Here is a 16843-nt window from a genome sequence, read left to right on the forward strand (position 1 = left end):
GGCTAAGCTCAACTAGAGAGTCTGTTTTGGATCCTGTGCTATGTATTACCGCTGGCTGCTTGCCCTTTTGCTGCTGTTCGCCGCCCAGATACCGGCACAGGAGCGCTATTGGCAACTGGATATCAAGGGCGCCATAGGCCCGGGCACCTCGGACTTTCTGGTGACCGAACTGCAGGAGGCCCAGAGTGCCCAGCCCGCCTTCATCCTGTTCACCATGGATACCCCCGGCGGCCTGTACAGCGCGACCCGGGATATTATTCAGGCCATGCTCGAATCCAGCATCCCCGTGGTGGTCTATGTGGCTCCGGGAGGGTCCCGGGCCGCCTCGGCCGGCACCTATATTCTCTATGCCAGCCATGTGGCCGCCATGGCGCCCGGCACCCATCTGGGCGCCGCCACCCCGGTGCAAATAGGCGGGCCCGGCACCCCTACTCCGCAACAGGATCAGGATAAAGCAGAAAAAGAGGAAGCATCGGAAGAAGGGAAAGAGACGCCATCCTCCGAAGGCGGCGCCATGGAGCGCAAGACCCTCAACGATGCCGTGGCCTATATCCGCTCCCTGGCCCAGTTGCGTGGCCGTAACGCCGAATGGGCCGAACTGGCGGTGCGCGACGCCGCCACCCTGACCGCCAGCGAGGCCCTGGAGCAGAACGTGATTGAACTGGTGGTGGCCGATGTGCCGGCCCTGCTGGCCGCCCTCGATGGCCGGGAAATCAAGATCAACGAACACAGTCTCATCCTGAACACCCAGGGGCTGATCGCCGAGGCACGGCAGCCCGACTGGCGCCAGCGCTTTATCATGATCATTACCAACCCCAATATCGCCTATATCCTGATGCTGGTGGGCATGTACGGCCTGCTGCTGGAATTTTACAGCCCCGGTTTTGGCGTGGCCGGCGTGATCGGCGCCATCTGCCTGCTGCTGGCCCTGCTGGCACTGCAGATGCTGCCGGTCAGCACCGCCGGGCTGGCGCTGATCCTGCTGGGCCTGGCCTTGATGATCGCCGAGGCCCTGGCACCCAGCTTCGGCATCCTGGGCGGTGGGGGGCTGGTCGCCTTCGCCATCGGCTCGGTGCTGCTGTTCGACACCCCGGATCAGGCGTTTCGCATCGCCTGGCCCTTTGTCGCGGCCTTCACCCTGTTTTCCCTGACCCTGATCGTGGTGGTGGTGAGGCTGATCGTTAAACAGCGCAGGGCCGCCCCCGTGTCCGGCAGCGACAGCATGATCGGCATGACAGGCATCAGCCTGACCGCCATCGATCCCACCGGCACCGTACTGGTGGCCGGAGAACGCTGGCAGGCCCATAGCCAGTTACCCATAGCTCAAAACAGAACCGTAGTGGTGCTGTCGGTGCACGACCTGGAACTCAAGGTCGAAGCCGCTCAGGAGGAAGCCCAATGATCATCGACTTTATCTATCTGCAGCTGTTGCTCGCCATCCTGGTGGTCATGCTGTTTACCAGCATGTTCCGCATCCTGCGCGAATATGAGCGGGGGGTCATCTTCCTGCTCGGACGTTTCTACAAGATAAAAGGACCCGGGCTTATCCTTGTGATTCCCTTTGTGCAACAAATCGTGCGCGTCGATCTGCGCATCGTGACCATGGATATTCCCTCCCAGGATGTGATCTCCAAGGACAACGTCACGGTCCGGGTCAATGCGGTGCTCTATTTCCGGGTCATGGATCCGCAAAAGGCCATCATCAATGTGGAAAACTTCCTGGAAGCCACCAGCCAGCTGGCCCAGACCACCATGCGCTCGGTGCTGGGCCAGCATGAACTGGACGAGATCCTCTCCGCCCGGGACACCCTGAATGCGGATCTGCAGCGCATCCTGGATCAGAGCACCGATGCCTGGGGCATCAAGGTCAGCACGGTGGAAATCAAGCACGTCGATCTGGATGAGTCGATGATCCGGGCCATCGCCCGCCAGGCCGAGGCGGAGCGGGCCCGACGCGCCAAGGTGATCCACGCCACCGGTGAACTCGAAGCCTCCAAGCAACTGCTGGAGGCCGCGCGCATGCTGGGGCAACAGCCCGAGGCCATCCAGCTGCGTTACCTGCAGACCCTGACCGAAATCAGCAGCGAAAACAGCCGGATTATCGTTTTCCCACTGCCCATGGAGTTGGGCCGGATACTGCAGAAAATGGGCGCACCCGAGCCACATATTGAAGACCCCCAGGCCCCGAGTGACATCACCTGATAGTGCAGTTGGCCCCGTGACGATTGGTCACAAGGTCATCTGGCCTGTTATCGCGGCGGGTAGCCTCCCACAGTAGATCCCAAACCCGGCGAACACTTCTGTAGAAGGCCCGACCTCGGGGCGATATGGCCGACAGGCCATCAGCATTTTCACAGGTCTTCAGACTCATCGCGGCGGGTAGCCTCCCACTGCAGATCCCAAACCCGGCAATAATCCTGTAGGAGGCGCGACCTCGGGGCGATATGGCCGCCAGGCCATCAAATATTTTCACCCGTTTCAGGTATGTGGGAGGCCGGGGCGGTTGGCTCAGGCCATTAAATATCCTTCGGATATTATCGCGCCGGGGTCGACGCTCCCACAAAGGTCACCGCTTTCCCCCTGATATGTTGAATACAGGCCCCACATGGTTGCGGTACAATAACCGGTATTTCAGATATCAGATAAGGAGCTATCGATGTTGGAGCCTTCCGCCTACGGGCGGGGTGACACCTCTTTTCAAGCCGCCGGGGGCGAATCCGGACTGCGTCGGCTGGTGGACGATTTTTACCGGGCCATGGACCAGCGGCCGGATTCGGCCCATATCCGGGCCATGCATCCTCGGGATCTGACCGAGAGCAGGGACAAGCTGACCCGCTTTTTGTGCGGCTGGCTGGGAGGGCCCTCGCTGTACCGGGAAAAATACGGCCCCATCAGCATACCCCAGTCGCACCGCCACCTGGTCATAGGCGCGGCCGAACGGGACGCCTGGCTAGCCTGCATGGCCGACGCGCTGGCACAACAGCCGTTTGCCGAGGACTTCAAGGCCTACCTGCTGCGCGCCTTGAGTGTACCGGCCGAGCGTTGCCGCAACCAGGACTGAAGCGGGAAGCGGGAAGCGGGAAGCGGGAAGCGGGAAGCGGGAAGCGGGAAGCGGGAAGCGGGAAGCGGGAAGCGGGAAGCGGGAAGCGGGAAATTGTGGGTCAGAGTGACTCCTGACAACAAGCTGTCTGGTGGAAACCTAGGCCACGGCAGCAGGCCCGACCCCGGGCTATATGGCTGGCAGGGCATCAAATATTTTCACCAGACTCAGGGACTCAGGTATGTGGAAGACCGGGGCGGTTGGCTCAGGCCATTAAATATCCTTCGGATATTATCGCGCCGGGGTCGACGCTCCCACAAAGAACGCCTCCCACAGCAGATCCCGAAACCGGCGAACACTCCTGTAGGTGGCCCGACCTCACGGCGAGATGGCCGCCAGGCCATCGAACATTTTGACCGGTTTCAAGTATGTGGGAGGCGCGACCTCGCGGCGATATGGCTGCCAGGCCATCAGGCAGGTTTATGGGCCTGCAGGCGCATCGCGGCGGGTCGTCTTTCCCACCGCGGCAATGGGAAGCCACGGATGCCATCTTCCCACTTCAAGTTTTTGACTGTTGGCTTTAGCTCGCCGTATCCAGCGGGGCGAAGCTTTTCACCAGTTCATCCAGGGCCTTGAGCTGGGCCAGGAAGGGTTCGAGCTTGGCCAGTGGCAGGGCACTGGGACCATCGCATTTGGCACGGTCGGGATCCTGGTGAGCCTCCAGGAACAGGCCAGCCAGGCCGGTTGCCAGACCGGCGCGGGCCAGATCCACCACCTGTTCCCGACGTCCGCCGGAAGCCTCTCCCAGGGGATCCCGGCACTGCAGGGCGTGGGTCACGTCAAAGATTATCGGTGCACCGCCGGTGGCCTTTTTCATCACCCCGAAACCAAGCATATCCACCACCAGGTTATCGTAGCCAAAATTGGCACCCCGTTCGCACAGGATCAACTGGTCATTGCCACACTCGATAAACTTGTCGACGATGTTCTTCATCTGCCCCGGGCTTAAAAACTGGGGTTTCTTGATATTGATCACCCGGCCGGTCCTGGCCATGGCCTCCACCAAATCGGTCTGGCGGGCCAGGAAGGCCGGCAGTTGGATAACGTCGGCCACCTCCGCCACCGGTGCCGCTTGCCAGGGCTCGTGCAGATCGGTGATCACCGGTACCTTGAAGGTATCCTTGATCTCGGCCAGCAGCTTCATGCCTTCTTCCAGGCCCGGACCACGAAAGGAATGGATGGAAGAACGGTTGGCCTTGTCCCAGCTGGCCTTGAACACATAGGGAATACCCAGCTTGTCGGTGACCTGCACGTAGTGCTCGCAGGCCTTCAGAGCCAGCTCCCGGGACTCCAGTACATTGATGCCGCCAAACAGTACGAAGGGCTTGTCGTTGGCGACGGAGATCTGATCGATAGTAACGGTTTTCATCTCGGCTCCTAATGGAGGGTGTGAGGGCCCAGATCGAGGGCCGCTATCTGGGCTTGCAGCACGTCGGCGATCGGGTCGTCGGGACAGTGCTGGATAAAAAATTCGAAATCCTTGGCCGCCAGCTGAGCACAGTCGAGCTGCTCGAACAGGAAGCCCCGGTCACGGATTTCATAGGGGCAGTCCGGCTTGAGCAGCAGCAGCAGCTGGCTGCAGGCCAGGGCCTGAGAAAACTGCTTGTCAAAAAGAAAGGCGGCCTTGGTGACATTGATCAGCCGTTCCAGTACATCAGCCTTGTCCGCCGCCTTCAGATGTTCGGGGGTGACCTTGGCCAGGTTGCCCAGGGTACCGCGCAGCAATTTGTCCATCGCCCCGGAGTCGAGCCGTTGGCCGGTGAAGGGATCGACGATCTGTGGCTCCCCCCCCTGCCACAGGCGCACCAGGAAATGCCCCGGAAAACAAATGCCCTCGGCGCGGATCCGGTGCCTGTCACACAGATGCAGCAGCAGGATCCCCAGGGTCACCGGCAGCCCCTTGCTCCGCTCCAGTACCCGATCCATCAGCGCATTGTCGATAGAGAAAAAGCGTTCCCAGTCACCGACAACACCCAGTTGCCGATACAGGCCGTCGAGCAGTGCATTCGCATCCGGCTCGGCCTCCAATTGCCGGGCCAGTTCCAATTCCAGCTCCAGCAGCCGGGCTTCCGCCTTGTTTCTGGCATTGGGGCCATAGAGGCTTTCCACCACGTCCAGCGCCAGGGTCATCAGGCTACGTTCATTCAATGCCTGCCAGTGGCTGCTTACCTTGCTTTTCAACATAGTTCCTCCCCGGGCCAGAGCCCCAGGGTGACGCGTTCCTGTCCCCCCAGATCCCGCAGGCTGCCGACCTGTTGATACCCCTGCCCGATAAGGCGCTGACGCACCGCCGCCCCCTGCGTCCAGCCATGCTCCAGCAGCAACCAGCCACCCGGCCGCAAGAAATCGGGGGCCTGGGTAATAAGCGTAACCAGATCCGCCATTCCCTGCTGCCCGGCCACCAGCGCCGAGGCGGGTTCGAAACGCACATCACCGGCGTTCAGGTGAGGATCGGCGGCATCGATATAGGGAGGGTTGGACACAATCATATCGAAACGGCAGCCGGTTAAGGGCGCAAACCAGCTGCCCTGTCTCACCTCAATCGGCAAGCCCAGGCGTGCGCTATTGCGACGGGCCAGGGCCGCCGCCTCCGGATTAAACTCCACCGCCAATATCCTGTCTTGCGGCCGTTCGCTCTTCAGCGCCAGGGCGATGGCACCGGTGCCGGTTCCCAGATCCACCAGGGTAGCGGGTCTGTCCGGCAGGCGAGCCAGGGCGGCTTCCACCAGGGTTTCCGTATCCGGCCTGGGGATCAGGGTGTCGGCCGACACCTCCAGGCTGAGCGACCAGAATTCCTTCTCGCCCAGGATATGGGCCATCGGCTCGCCCTGGAGCCGGCGTTGCACCAAGGCTTCCAGCGCCGCCATCTGGGCTTCATCCGGCTCGAATTCGGGCCAGGTCAGCAAAAAGCTGCGCGGTTTGCCCAGTACCCGACACAGCAGCAGCTCGGTATCCAGCGCAGCCGACTCACTGTCGTGCAACCGCCGGCGAAGCTGTTGTTTCAGGGCATCCAGGCGCATCAGTGCTCCGCCAACGCGGCCAGCATGTCGGCCTGGTATTCCTGCACTATCGGTTGGGTCAGCATATCCAGTTGGCCTTCCAGCACTTCGCTCAATCGGTACAGGGTCAGGTTGATACGATGATCCGATACCCGCCCCTGGGGGTAATTATAGGTGCGGATACGATCCGATCTGTCGCCCGAGCCCAGCAGGTTGCGGCGGGTACTCTGTTCCTCCGCATGACGTTTGTCCTGCTCCATCTGGGCCAGACGCGAGGCCAGCACGGCCATCGCCTTGGCGCGGTTCTTATGCTGGGAACGTTCGTCCTGGCACTCCACCACCATGCCGGTGGGCAGGTGGGTGATGCGGATGGCGGAGTCGGTCTTGTTGACATGCTGACCACCGGCACCGGAGGCACGGAAGGTGTCCACCTTGAGGTCGGCGCTGTTGATCTCCGGCGCTTCCGCCTCCGGTATCTCCGGCAGCACGGCGACGGTACAGGCGGACGTGTGGATACGCCCCTGGGATTCGGTTTCCGGCACCCGCTGGACCCGGTGACCGCCGGACTCGAACTTGAGTCGGCCGTAGGCACCCGGGCCTTCGATACGGGCAATGATTTCCTTGAAGCCGCCGTGCTCGCCCTCGCTGGCGCTGACCACCTCCAACCGCCAGCGCTGCTGTTCGGCATACCGGCTGTACATCCGAAACAGATCACCGGCAAAGATGGCCGCCTCGTCACCGCCGGCCCCGGCCCGAATTTCCAGGAAACAGTTGCTGTCGTCTTTCGGATCCTTGGGCAACAACAGGATCTGAAGCTCATGGCCGAGGGTTTCAATGGTGGTTCTGGCACTGTCGATCTCTTCTGCCGCCATCATTCTCAGCTCGCTATCCTCTTCCGCCAGCATTTCTTCGGCCGCGGTCAGATCTTCCTGAGCCTGCTGATAACGACGAAAACAGCCGACCACATCTTCGAGCTGGGCATATTCACGGGTCAGGGTCCGGTATTTTTCCTGATTATTGATGACCGCAGGTTCACCCAGCAGGGCCTGCACCTCTTCATAGCGCTCCAGCAGGCCTTCCAGTTTTTTCAGTATCGATATGTTCATTATGGTGTCTCGCCGCTGTCGGCTGTGTTAAGGCTGATTGATGCCCAGGCTTTGGGCCAGCACGGCCAGTATTTCCTGATCGCCGTCCTTGCCTGCCTGGCCAAGGGCCTGGGTGGGGGTATGTATCAACTTGTTGGTCAGCCGCCGGGCCAGTTGCTGGACCACCTTGGCCGCTTCTTCTCCCTGGGCCAGGGACTGCAGGGCCCGCTCCAGCTCCTGCTGTTGCACCCTATCGGCCTGGGCCCGGTAGGTACGGATAAGATCCACCGACTGGAGGGAACGGAACCAACCCATAAAGGCGTCCCGCTCTTCCAGGATAATGCGTTCAGCCTGGCCGGCGGCCCGCTTCCTGGCTTCCTGATTCTGCTCGATAATGCCCTGCAAATCGTCGACCGTATACAGGTAGGCATCGCCAAGCTCGTCTACCTCCGGTTCTATGTCCCGGGGCACCGCAATATCCACCAACAGGACGGGATTATGACGGCGGGCCTTGAGCGCCCGTTCCACCATGCCCTTGCCGATGATCGGCAGCGGGCTGGCGGTGGAACTGATTACGATATCGGCCTGGGGCAGGTATTCCGGGATCTGCTCCAGGGTCATGACCTGGGCACCAAACTCCTGGGCCAGGCCCTGGGCCCGTTCCAGGGTTCGGTTGGCGACCATCATCCGGGTCACCGATTGCTCCCTTAAATGCCGTGCCACCAACTCGACGGTTTCGCCGGCGCCGACCAGCAGTACCCGGGTGCGGCTTAAATCGGAGAAGATCCGCTTGGCCAGGTTCACCGCCGCGAAGGCAACAGACACTGCACTGGCCCCGATCTCGGTTTCGGTGCGTACCCGCTTGGCCACCGAAAAGGACTTCTGAAACAAGCGCTCCAGTATCCCCTTCAGGCTACCCACCTGGTGTGACTGGCTATAGGCCTGCTTGATTTGACCTAGGATCTGCGGTTCTCCCAGCACCAGGGAGTCCAGGCCACAGGCGACCCGCATCAGGTGACGCACCGCCTCTTCGCCATGATGCTGGTACAGGCAGGAGGTCAGTTCATCGCCGTCCAGGCGGTGAAATTGTTGCAGCCAATGACGGACCTGTTCTCCTTCCCCTTCGTTCAGGGAACAGTACAGCTCGGTGCGGTTGCAGGTGGACACGATCACCGCTTCCTCTACACCCTGGGTGAGCATCAGCTCGTCCAGGGCCCTGGACGCCACATCCGGACCAAAGGCCACCCGTTCGCGCAGGGCGACGGACGCTGTCTTATGATTGATTCCCAGTACCAGCAGGCTCATGAGGGTTTTATCGGGCTCACAACATCTTTCGGAATAGCCGACCATTGTACGAGAAAGGGTAGGGCTTTAAAAGCCGCCCTCTCTGCCCTTATACTTGCGCAAAATCCCTGTCTGGAGTCTGTCGTGCGTTTTCTGTTGTTATCCCTGGTACTCCTGCTCTCCGGCTGTGCCTATCGGGCCGCTGAGGCTCCGGCCGGCTCCTGGCAGGCCCAGCAGGCGGTATTGGCCAAACTGCAGCATTGGGAACTGTCCGCCCGCCTGGGCATCATCACTCCCGATGAACGGGGCAGCCTGAGCCTGTTCTGGCGTCAAAACCGGGACGACTACCGGCTCAACCTGACCAATGTGGTTGGCAAACGGGTATTCGATCTCAACCGGCAACGGCAGCAGATAGTGCTCACCGACAGCGAGGGACAGCTCCATAGTGCCGCCAACGCCAGGGATCTGGTATTCAGGCTGACCGGCTGGGATCTGCCGGTAGAGCAGTTATCCAGCTGGATCAAGGGCCTGCCCGGCGAAGCGGACAGGGTGGAATATGACGACAACGGCCGACCGAAAATACTGGTGTCCAACGACTGGCGTCTGGAATACCAGGGCTATACCCGGATCAACGGCCTCTGGCTACCCAGCCACCTCACCCTGACCCATGCCGGTACCACGCTGCGCCTGGCCATCAGCCAATGGGAGCTGTTGTGATGACCCTGAACTTGCCGGCACCGGCCAAGCTGAACCTGTTTCTATATATTACCGGCCGACGGTGTGATGGCTATCACAACCTGCAGACCCTGTTCCAGTTTGTCGACTTTGGCGATACCCTGACCTTTACCCCGGCCACAGACGGCACGTTGACCCTGTCCCCTGCCTTGCCCGGGGTCGCACCGGAAGACAACCTGATACTGCGTGCTGCCCGCCTGCTCCAGCGGCACACCGGCTGCCGTCTGGGAGCCCGCATCGCACTGAACAAGCGCCTGCCGATGGGCGGCGGCCTGGGCGGCGGCTCCAGCGATGCCGCCACCACCCTGGTGGGACTGAATCAGCTCTGGAACCTGGGATTGGATCTGGAGCAGCTGGCCAACCTTGGCCTGAGCCTGGGTGCCGATGTGCCTGTGTTCGTCAAGGGTCAGGCCGCCTTCGCAGAAGGCGTGGGTGATATCCTGACCCCCGCTACCCCGCCCGAACCCTGGTATCTGGTGCTGAGCCCGGGCGTGTCGGTGGCGACGGCGGCCATTTTTACCGATCCGGATCTGCCCAGGAACAGCCCGGTACTCCCTCTGGAGCAACGCCTGCTCCTGCCCTGGGAAAACGATTGCGAGGGCCTGGTCAAAAAGCGACACCCCGAGGTTGCCAAGCTCCTTGGCTGGTTGCTAGAATACGCGCCGTCAAGAATGACGGGCACGGGCGCCTGTATTTTCGCCACTTTTGAGAGCCGCTCGGCGGCCGAAAAAGTACTGGCGCAGGTTCCCGATTCGGTCACGGGTTTTGTCGCCAAAGGATGCAATATATCGCCCCTTTTCGGCGCCTTGAACGCCCTTGAACGAAGCCCCCAATAACGTGCTTGCCACTAAGGCTGGCGTAAAGCAGCGCTGACGGAACGAGGGAAAGGGCCCGCGTTCTCCCTGGTAAAGAGGGCCGTCCGCTGCCTATAAGTGATGTTTGCAGAACAGGCAGGCGTAAACTGACTGAGCGCCCGATACTCTCGGGTTCTGGCCACCTGCAGTGATTCACAAACAAGACTAGAATTCAAAAAAATCAGGTTGGATAGCAGGTAATAATATTGCCTGTAAACGGGTTCACGGCCCCGTCCAGCCTCGCCACCCATGAAGCAACCCCGAGGTTTTACACCGTGCCTGACATGAAGCTGTTTGCTGGTAATGCAACGCCGGAACTCGCCCAACGTATCGCCGATCGTCTTTTTATTAAACTGAGTGCCGCCGATGTCGGTCGCTTCAGCGACGGCGAAATCAGCGTGCAGATCAACGAAAATGTACGTGGCGGCGATATCTTCATCATCCAGTCTACCTGTGCTCCGACCAATGACAACTTAATGGAATTGATCGTCATGGTAGATGCCCTGCGCCGCGCATCCGCAGGCCGCATTACCGCAGTGATCCCCTACTTTGGCTATGCCCGCCAGGACAGACGCGTGCGTTCTGCCCGGGTGCCGATCACCGCCAAGGTAGTGGCCGACTTCCTGTCCAGCGTGGGCGTTGACCGGGTGCTGACCGTCGATCTGCATGCCGAACAGATCCAGGGCTTCTTCGATGTCCCGGTTGACAACGTATTCGGCACCCCGGTACTGCTTGAAGACATGCGCGCCAAGGGCCTGCAGGATGCAGTAGTGGTTTCACCGGATATTGGTGGTGTAGTGCGAGCTCGCGCCGTGGCCAAGCTGCTGGAAGATACCGACATCGCCATCATCGACAAGCGCCGCCCCCGTGCCAATGTCTCTCAGGTAATGCACCTGATCGGTGATGTTGAAGGCCGTGATTGCGTCATTGTCGATGACATGATCGACACCGGCGGCACCCTGTGCAAAGCAGCCGAAGCCCTGAAAAACCGTGGTGCCAAGCGGGTATTCGCCTACGCCACCCATGCGGTGTTCTCCGGTACTGCCGCCCAAAACATCAAGGATTCCGTGATCGACGAAGTGATCATCACCGATTCCATTCCGCTGCCCCCGGAACTCGCTGCCCTGTCCAAGGTCAAGCAGCTGTCTCTGTCCGGTATGCTGGCCGAAGCCATTCGCCGCATCAGCAACGAAGAGTCCATCTCCGCCATGTTCGAGCACTAAGCGCTCAAGATGGAAGCCTGAAAAAGCCCGCGCAAGCGGGTTTTTTTATGGTTCATTCCAGTCCCCATTCACTCACTCCCGCTCAGCCCTTAGCCATAAAACCGCATAAAGTAGTAGCCGCTGAGTCCCAGCCCGAACACCACTATAATCCAGGCCAGCAGCCTGGGTTTTACCCAGGTCAGCAAGCTGCCGCCGCACCGTCCCCCCACCAGATATCCCAGAGCCAGCAGCAGGCAGGAATGCCAGTCCACCATCCCCGACAGGCTGTATACCACTATGGTGGCCCCACTGGCCAGTACCGAGATATAGAGCTTGATCGCATGCTGCTGCAGGTTCGAGCCCAGACGCATTTGACCGCTTATCGCCATCAGCAGCACCCCCAGACCACCACCGAAAAAGCCACCGTAAAACGCGCCACCGAACAGTAACGGCAAGGCCTTGGGGCGCATTGTCAGGGGGCCCTCGGATCCTTTGTGACTCAGCAGCTGACGGCCATACAGCACACTGACCCCCAGCAACAGCCAGGGAACCAGGTAGTTGAAATTGCCGGCATCAAACTGCACCAGGGCGAAGGCACCGGCGGTCCCACCGCCGAGGCCCAGCAGGCTCAAGGCCAGCCAGGGACCATTGCCAAGCTGGCGACGCATACCCCAGAAGGCGCTCATATAACCGGGCCAGGATGCCACGCTGGCGGTGGCGACCGCATGGGTACTCGGCAGCCCTAGTCCCAGCAGGGCTGGCAGGGTAAAAAACAGGCCGCCACCGGCCAAGGCATTGACCACCCCGGCCAGCAAAGCCCAGGCAAATAATTCCAGCATGATACAGCGTCCCGATAAATAGCAAGGCCGGCACGGCAGGCACCGTCCGGTATTCTGATGACAATTTGATTGAACGTTTAGAAGGGATAACCGTTTACAATGCAAACAACCAATGACGGGGTAAATTGTAAACAATTATCCGTATAATACCAATTCCGGGGGATTAGGCCAGCCAAGGTGGTCATTATTCCGCTTCTTAATTAGAATACGGCGTTATTTTCACGACCGATGCACACTATGCACCCTATCGAACTGATTGTCGGGCTTGCTAACCCGGGTCCCGAATACGCCCAAACCCGCCATAATGCGGGCGCCTGGTATGTGACCGAACTGGCCAGGCAGCATGGTGGCCAGCTCAAGGAAGAAGGCAAATTCTTTGGCTGGACCGGCCGGGTGCGGATTGCCGGCCAGGATGTTCGCCTGTTGATCCCCGCCACTTTTATGAACCGTTCGGGCAAAGCGGTGGCAGCCCTGGCCAATTTTTACCAGATCCCACCCGAATCCATCCTGGTGGCCCACGATGAACTGGATCTGGCACCGGGTACCGCCCGCTTCAAACAGGGAGGCGGTCACGGCGGCCACAATGGCCTCAAGGACATCATTGCCTGCATGGGCAATAGCAAGGACTTCTATCGGCTGCGCATCGGCATCGGTCACCCCGGCCATAAAAGCCAGGTTGCCGGTTATGTGCTGACCAAGGCGCCCGCCGCCGAGCAAGGTTTGCTCGACGCCAGCGTCGATGAGGCTATGCGCGCCACCGATATACTGTTTAAAGACGGCATGACCAGGGCAATGAACCGCCTTCATGCCTTCAATGCCGACTCAACCAAATAAATCAGGACATTATCATGGGTTTTAAATGCGGTATCGTGGGTCTGCCCAATGTGGGCAAATCCACCCTGTTCAACGCGCTGACCAAGGCCGGCATCGAAGCCGCCAACTTTCCCTTCTGCACCATAGAGCCGAACACCGGCGTGGTACCTGTGCCCGACAAGCGTCTGGACGCACTGGCCGAGATCGTCAAGCCCCAGCGCATCCTGCCCACCTCCATGGAGTTTGTGGATATCGCCGGTCTGGTTGCGGGCGCCTCAAAAGGGGAAGGGCTGGGCAACAAGTTCCTCGCCAATATCCGCGAAACCGATGCCATCGGCCATGTAGTGCGCTGTTTCGATAATGACAATATAGTGCATGTCGCCGGTCAGGTATCGCCCAAGGACGATATCGAAATCATCAATACCGAACTGGCGCTGGCCGATCTGGATACCTGCGAGCGGGCCATCCAACGTAATGCCAAGAAAGCCAAGGGCGGCGACAAGGATGCCAAGTTTGAAATGACGGTGCTGGAAAAGCTGCTGCCTGCCCTGGAGGAAGCCCGGGTATTACGCAGTATCGAGCTCACCAAGGAAGAAAAGGCGGCTATCGACTACCTGAACTTCCTCACCATCAAGCCCACCATGTATATCGCCAACGTCAATGACGACGGCTTCGAGAACAACCCCTACCTGGCTCAGGTGGAAGAGATTGCCGCCGCCGAAAACGCCATAGTGGTGCCGGTATGCGCCGCCATCGAGTCGGAAATTGCCGAACTGGACGCGGAAGAAGCCGCCGAGTTCATGGCCGATATGGGCCTGGAAGAGCCAGGTCTGAACCGGGTGATCCGCGGCGGTTACCAGTTGCTGAACCTGCAGACCTACTTCACCGCCGGGGTGAAGGAAGTCCGCGCATGGACCATACCGGTAGGTGCCACCGCTCCTCAGGCCGCCGGCAGGATCCATACCGACTTCGAGAAAGGCTTTATCCGCGCCCAGACCATCGCCTATGAAGACTACATCACCTACAAGGGTGAACAGGGCGCCAAGGAAGCCGGCAAGATGCGCTCCGAGGGCAAGGACTATATCGTCAAGGACGGCGATGTGATGAACTTCCTGTTTAACGTCTGAGTCGATTTCAGACAGAAATGGGGGCGCCGGCCCCCATTTTTCATTTATCCAAGCATTGAATATTTCCCACCCCAGCCTCTCTATACATCCTCATCCTCTCTTCCTGATCCCGACCAGACTCATTCCTTTCCCTGACAATGTTGTAAATCTCGGCAACTTTTGTATAGTCTCTCAACGACACGTTTACTTTCTGGCCAAACGATTGAGGTGACCCATTTTTTAGGGAAAAAACGGTTGACGCTTTCGGCCCGGATACGCATAATGCGCCCCGTTCGGTGACGACAGGTCATCAACGAGAAAGCAGTGGCTATGTAGCTCAGTTGGTTAGAGCACATCACTCATAATGATGGGGTCGCAGGTTCGAATCCCGCCATAGCCACCATTGCTGGGGTATCGCCAAGCGGTAAGGCAGCGGGTTTTGATCTCGCCATTCCCAGGTTCGAATCCTGGTACCCCAGCCATTTTTAAATGGCTGACAATTGTGTTATAAATGTCGTCCGTTTCTGTTGGGGTATCGCCAAGCGGTAAGGCAGCGGGTTTTGATCTCGCCATTCCCAGGTTCGAATCCTGGTACCCCAGCCATTTTAGTAAAAGCTGTGATAACAGCGGGTTTTAATATCAGGCTCCGGCCGAACTTGAACACCTGCATACACAGCCTTTTTTAAGCAGTGTCGATATTTTCGACTCATGCTAAACATTGAGGAAACTCAATGCTTATGTGGCTATGTAGCTCAGTTGGTTAGAGCACATCACTCATAATGATGGGGTCGCAGGTTCGAATCCCGCCATAGCCACCACTCTGCGGGAGTGGCGAAATTGGTAGACGCACCAGATTTAGGTTCTGGCGCCGCAAGGTGTGCGAGTTCAAGTCTCGCCTCCCGCACCATTTAAAATTGGGGTATCGCCAAGCGGTAAGGCAGCGGGTTTTGATCTCGCCATTCCCAGGTTCGAATCCTGGTACCCCAGCCATATCAAACAAGAAGCCGGCCCCTGGGTCGGCTTTTTGCTGTCTGCTTACTGGCCAAACGCAGCGGGTTTTGAACTCGGCCTCAATGCCCAGGTTCACATCCTGGTACCCCAGCCATATCAAACAAGAAGCCGGCCCCTGGGTCGGCTTTTTGCTGTCTGCATTACGGGCCAAACGCAGCGGGTTTTGAACTCGGCCTCAATGCCCAGGTTTGCATCCTGGTACCCCAACCATATCAAACAAGAAGCCGGCCCCTGGGTCGGCTTTTTGCTGTCTGCTTACGGGCCAAACGCAGCGGGTTTTGAACTCGGCCTCAATGCCCAGGTTTGCATCCTGGTACCCCAACCATATCAAACAAGAAGCCGGCCCCTGGGTCGGCTTTTTGCTGTCTGCATTACGGCTAACACAAACGGATTAAATAATTGATCTGTTTGATCGATCTGCAAAGGTCGGACAAATGGCCAGCCCCTCCGGCACGCCGTGAATACCATCCATGTAGGCTCTACCGCGCCATTCTTGCCGCGGAGGGTCGGCGGAGCAGATCCCTTTATCCTCCCGAATCCCCGCTTTTAATCCCCAGCCCCCCGTAGTTACAGCCCCATGGCGTATTTCATCACCGCCGCCTTGAGCGGGCCGCTGTGCTCGGCCGCCTTCAGCCCCAGGTTACGCAACAGCTTGAGCGGCAACAGGTCGTTGCTGAACGTCTGATAAAACACGTCCATCATGGATTGCATCAGCAGGTTGTCGGGCCGACGGCGGCGACTGTATTCTGCCAGCAGCGCCGGGCCGGCAAAATCCTGGCCCTCTTCCACCGCCTGGTGGATCAATTCGCTCAACAGCGCCACGTCCTTGAAGCCCAGGTTCACTCCCTGCCCCGCCAGTGGATTGATAGTATGGGCCGCGTCCCCCAGCAACACCACGGCGCCTTTGGTGTACTCATTGGCGTGGCGCCGCCGCAACGGAAAATGCCCCTTGTTCAGCACGCTTACCGGACCGAGCCTCGCCGGAAAGGCATTGTGGATCTGCTCGGCCAGCTGCTCATGAGACATGGCTGCCAGCTGGGCGATGCGCTCCTTGGCATCATACCAGACCAGTGATGCCCGGTTTCCGCCAAGCGGCAAGAAGGCCCGGGGACCGGAAGGATGAAACTGCTGCCAGGTAGTATCCTGCGCCGTGTCACCGGTGCGCACATTGATCAGCATGCAGTGCTGGGCGTAGTCCCAGGCGGTAATCCCTATATGGGCAAACTTCCGGGTACGGGACTCGGCCCCATCACAGGCCAACACCAGACGGGCATGTAACCGCCGTCCATCGGAGAGGGTCAGCTCGGCGCCGTCATCCAGTTGGCGCAAGGCGGTCAGGCCATTGGGACATTCCAGAATCACATTTTGCCACTCGGCCAGCACCTGCCACAGGGACAGTTGCAGCGCCCGATTTTCCACCATATAACCCAGATATTCCGCATCCAGCTCGGCGGCGTGGAAGCGGGTAACAAAGCCCTGCCACTCACTCGCTTCCAGCCCCTGGTAGGGCCAGGCGCGCATCGCCAGCACCGCCTCCCAGACATGAGCCTGCTGTAACAAGCGCACTGAAGCGGCGCTGATGGCAGAGATCCGCAAATCATGCTCTTGAGTGCCGTCAAACGGGCCCGGTGCCTTGGCTTCGATCAGCCGTATATCCAGGCCGCTGGAGGCCAGCAGAGCCGCGCTCAGCGCCCCCACCATGCCGCCGCCGATAATCGCCAGATCACATCGTTCCATAAACAGGTAACCTCAGGATTTTTAGCCCATTCTACCTTAAAGTGGCCAGGAAATCGGGCAGGATCTGCCGGCCGGCCG

Annotated in this window: 15 protein-coding genes and 6 tRNA genes; 14 read left to right on the forward strand and 7 right to left on the reverse strand. The window is 59.5% G+C overall.

Translation table 11 applies throughout. The annotated features are described in order from the left end of the window. The first annotated feature begins 40 nt into the window (after positions 1–40). The 3 genes from DCS96_RS07640 to DCS96_RS07650 all read left to right on the forward strand — a co-directional run bounded on the left by DCS96_RS07640 (position 41) and on the right by DCS96_RS07650 (position 3061). Positions 41–1402, forward strand: coding sequence for an NfeD family protein (locus DCS96_RS07640; RefSeq protein WP_116473703.1), 1362 nt, complete (start codon positions 41–43; stop codon positions 1400–1402). Next, positions 1399–2202, forward strand: coding sequence for a slipin family protein (locus DCS96_RS07645; protein ID WP_116473704.1), 804 nt, complete (start codon positions 1399–1401; stop codon positions 2200–2202). The genes DCS96_RS07640 and DCS96_RS07645 overlap by 4 nt, the downstream gene beginning before the upstream one ends. 454 nt (positions 2203–2656) lie before the next feature. After that, entirely contained in the window at positions 2657–3061 is a 405-nt protein-coding gene (locus tag DCS96_RS07650) for a group II truncated hemoglobin (RefSeq protein ID WP_116473705.1), read from the forward strand. Positions 3062–3620: 559 nt separating this feature from the next. On the opposite strand, the gene kdsA is transcribed toward DCS96_RS07650, so the two are convergent. The 5 genes from kdsA to hemA are packed head-to-tail and all read right to left on the reverse strand — an operon-like array spanning position 3621 to position 8489. Further along, positions 3621–4469, reverse strand: coding sequence for a 3-deoxy-8-phosphooctulonate synthase (gene kdsA / locus DCS96_RS07655; RefSeq protein WP_116473706.1), 849 nt, complete (start codon positions 4467–4469; stop codon positions 3621–3623). Positions 4470–4477: 8 nt separating this feature from the next. Beyond that, positions 4478–5284 carry a SirB1 family protein gene (locus tag DCS96_RS07660; protein ID WP_116473707.1) on the reverse strand — a complete coding sequence of 269 codons (807 nt, stop codon included), beginning with the start codon at positions 5282–5284 and terminating at the stop codon, positions 4478–4480. Beyond that, positions 5278–6120, reverse strand: coding sequence for a peptide chain release factor N(5)-glutamine methyltransferase (gene prmC / locus DCS96_RS07665; protein ID WP_116473708.1), 843 nt, complete (start codon positions 6118–6120; stop codon positions 5278–5280). The genes DCS96_RS07660 and prmC overlap by 7 nt, the downstream gene beginning before the upstream one ends. Next, on the reverse strand, positions 6120–7205 hold the full coding sequence (prfA, locus tag DCS96_RS07670) for a peptide chain release factor 1 (RefSeq protein ID WP_116473709.1): 1086 nt from the start codon (positions 7203–7205) through the stop codon (positions 6120–6122). The genes prmC and prfA overlap by 1 nt, the downstream gene beginning before the upstream one ends. Before the next feature lie 27 nt (positions 7206–7232). After that, complete coding sequence (gene hemA, locus DCS96_RS07675; protein ID WP_116473710.1) at positions 7233–8489, reverse strand: glutamyl-tRNA reductase; 1257 nt, start codon at positions 8487–8489, stop codon at positions 7233–7235. A gap of 123 nt (positions 8490–8612) precedes the next feature. Here hemA and lolB point away from each other — a divergent pair, with 123 nt between their 5' ends. The 3 genes from lolB to DCS96_RS07690 all read left to right on the forward strand — a co-directional run bounded on the left by lolB (position 8613) and on the right by DCS96_RS07690 (position 11280). After that, positions 8613–9185: a lipoprotein insertase outer membrane protein LolB gene (gene lolB, locus DCS96_RS07680; RefSeq protein ID WP_157953602.1), complete on the forward strand. Its 573-nt coding sequence runs from the start codon at positions 8613–8615 to the stop codon at positions 9183–9185. After that, on the forward strand, positions 9182–10039 hold the full coding sequence (gene ispE / locus DCS96_RS07685; RefSeq protein WP_408645998.1) for a 4-(cytidine 5'-diphospho)-2-C-methyl-D-erythritol kinase: 858 nt from the start codon (positions 9182–9184) through the stop codon (positions 10037–10039). Before lolB ends, ispE begins: the two co-directional genes overlap by 4 nt. Positions 10040–10332: 293 nt before the next feature. Continuing rightward, positions 10333–11280 carry a ribose-phosphate pyrophosphokinase gene (locus DCS96_RS07690; RefSeq protein WP_157953603.1) on the forward strand — a complete coding sequence of 316 codons (948 nt, stop codon included), beginning with the start codon at positions 10333–10335 and terminating at the stop codon, positions 11278–11280. Positions 11281–11369: 89 nt separating this feature from the next. Here the strand turns inward: DCS96_RS07690 and DCS96_RS07695 are convergent, their stop codons facing one another. Next, positions 11370–12098: a sulfite exporter TauE/SafE family protein gene (locus DCS96_RS07695; protein WP_116473714.1), complete on the reverse strand. Its 729-nt coding sequence runs from the start codon at positions 12096–12098 to the stop codon at positions 11370–11372. 237 nt (positions 12099–12335) lie between these two features. Between DCS96_RS07695 and pth the strand changes: the two genes are divergently transcribed. From pth to DCS96_RS07735, 8 genes are all read left to right on the forward strand, one after another. Further along, positions 12336–12932, forward strand: coding sequence for an aminoacyl-tRNA hydrolase (pth, locus tag DCS96_RS07700; RefSeq protein WP_116473715.1), 597 nt, complete (start codon positions 12336–12338; stop codon positions 12930–12932). Positions 12933–12946: 14 nt separating this feature from the next. Next, entirely contained in the window at positions 12947–14038 is a 1092-nt protein-coding gene (ychF, locus tag DCS96_RS07705) for a redox-regulated ATPase YchF (RefSeq protein WP_116473716.1), read from the forward strand. A 305-nt stretch (positions 14039–14343) separates the two neighbouring features. Then, a tRNA-Met gene (locus DCS96_RS07710) sits at positions 14344–14420 on the forward strand. A 4-nt stretch (positions 14421–14424) separates the two neighbouring features. Next, positions 14425–14499: transfer RNA gene (locus tag DCS96_RS07715), tRNA-Gln, on the forward strand. 46 nt (positions 14500–14545) lie between these two features. Continuing rightward, positions 14546–14620, forward strand: a tRNA-Gln gene (locus tag DCS96_RS07720). Positions 14621–14758: 138 nt separating this feature from the next. After that, positions 14759–14835: transfer RNA gene (locus DCS96_RS07725), tRNA-Met, on the forward strand. A gap of 4 nt (positions 14836–14839) precedes the next feature. Beyond that, positions 14840–14924, forward strand: a tRNA-Leu gene (locus DCS96_RS07730). 8 nt (positions 14925–14932) lie between these two features. Continuing rightward, positions 14933–15007: transfer RNA gene (locus DCS96_RS07735), tRNA-Gln, on the forward strand. A gap of 588 nt (positions 15008–15595) precedes the next feature. On the opposite strand, the gene DCS96_RS07740 is transcribed toward DCS96_RS07735, so the two are convergent. Beyond that, complete coding sequence (locus tag DCS96_RS07740) at positions 15596–16765, reverse strand: FAD-dependent monooxygenase (RefSeq protein WP_116473717.1); 1170 nt, start codon at positions 16763–16765, stop codon at positions 15596–15598. Between the last annotated feature and the right edge of the window lie 78 nt (positions 16766–16843).

The organism is Zobellella maritima, from assembly GCF_003075035.1.
Taxonomy (GTDB): domain Bacteria; phylum Pseudomonadota; class Gammaproteobacteria; order Enterobacterales; family Aeromonadaceae; genus Oceanimonas; species Oceanimonas maritima.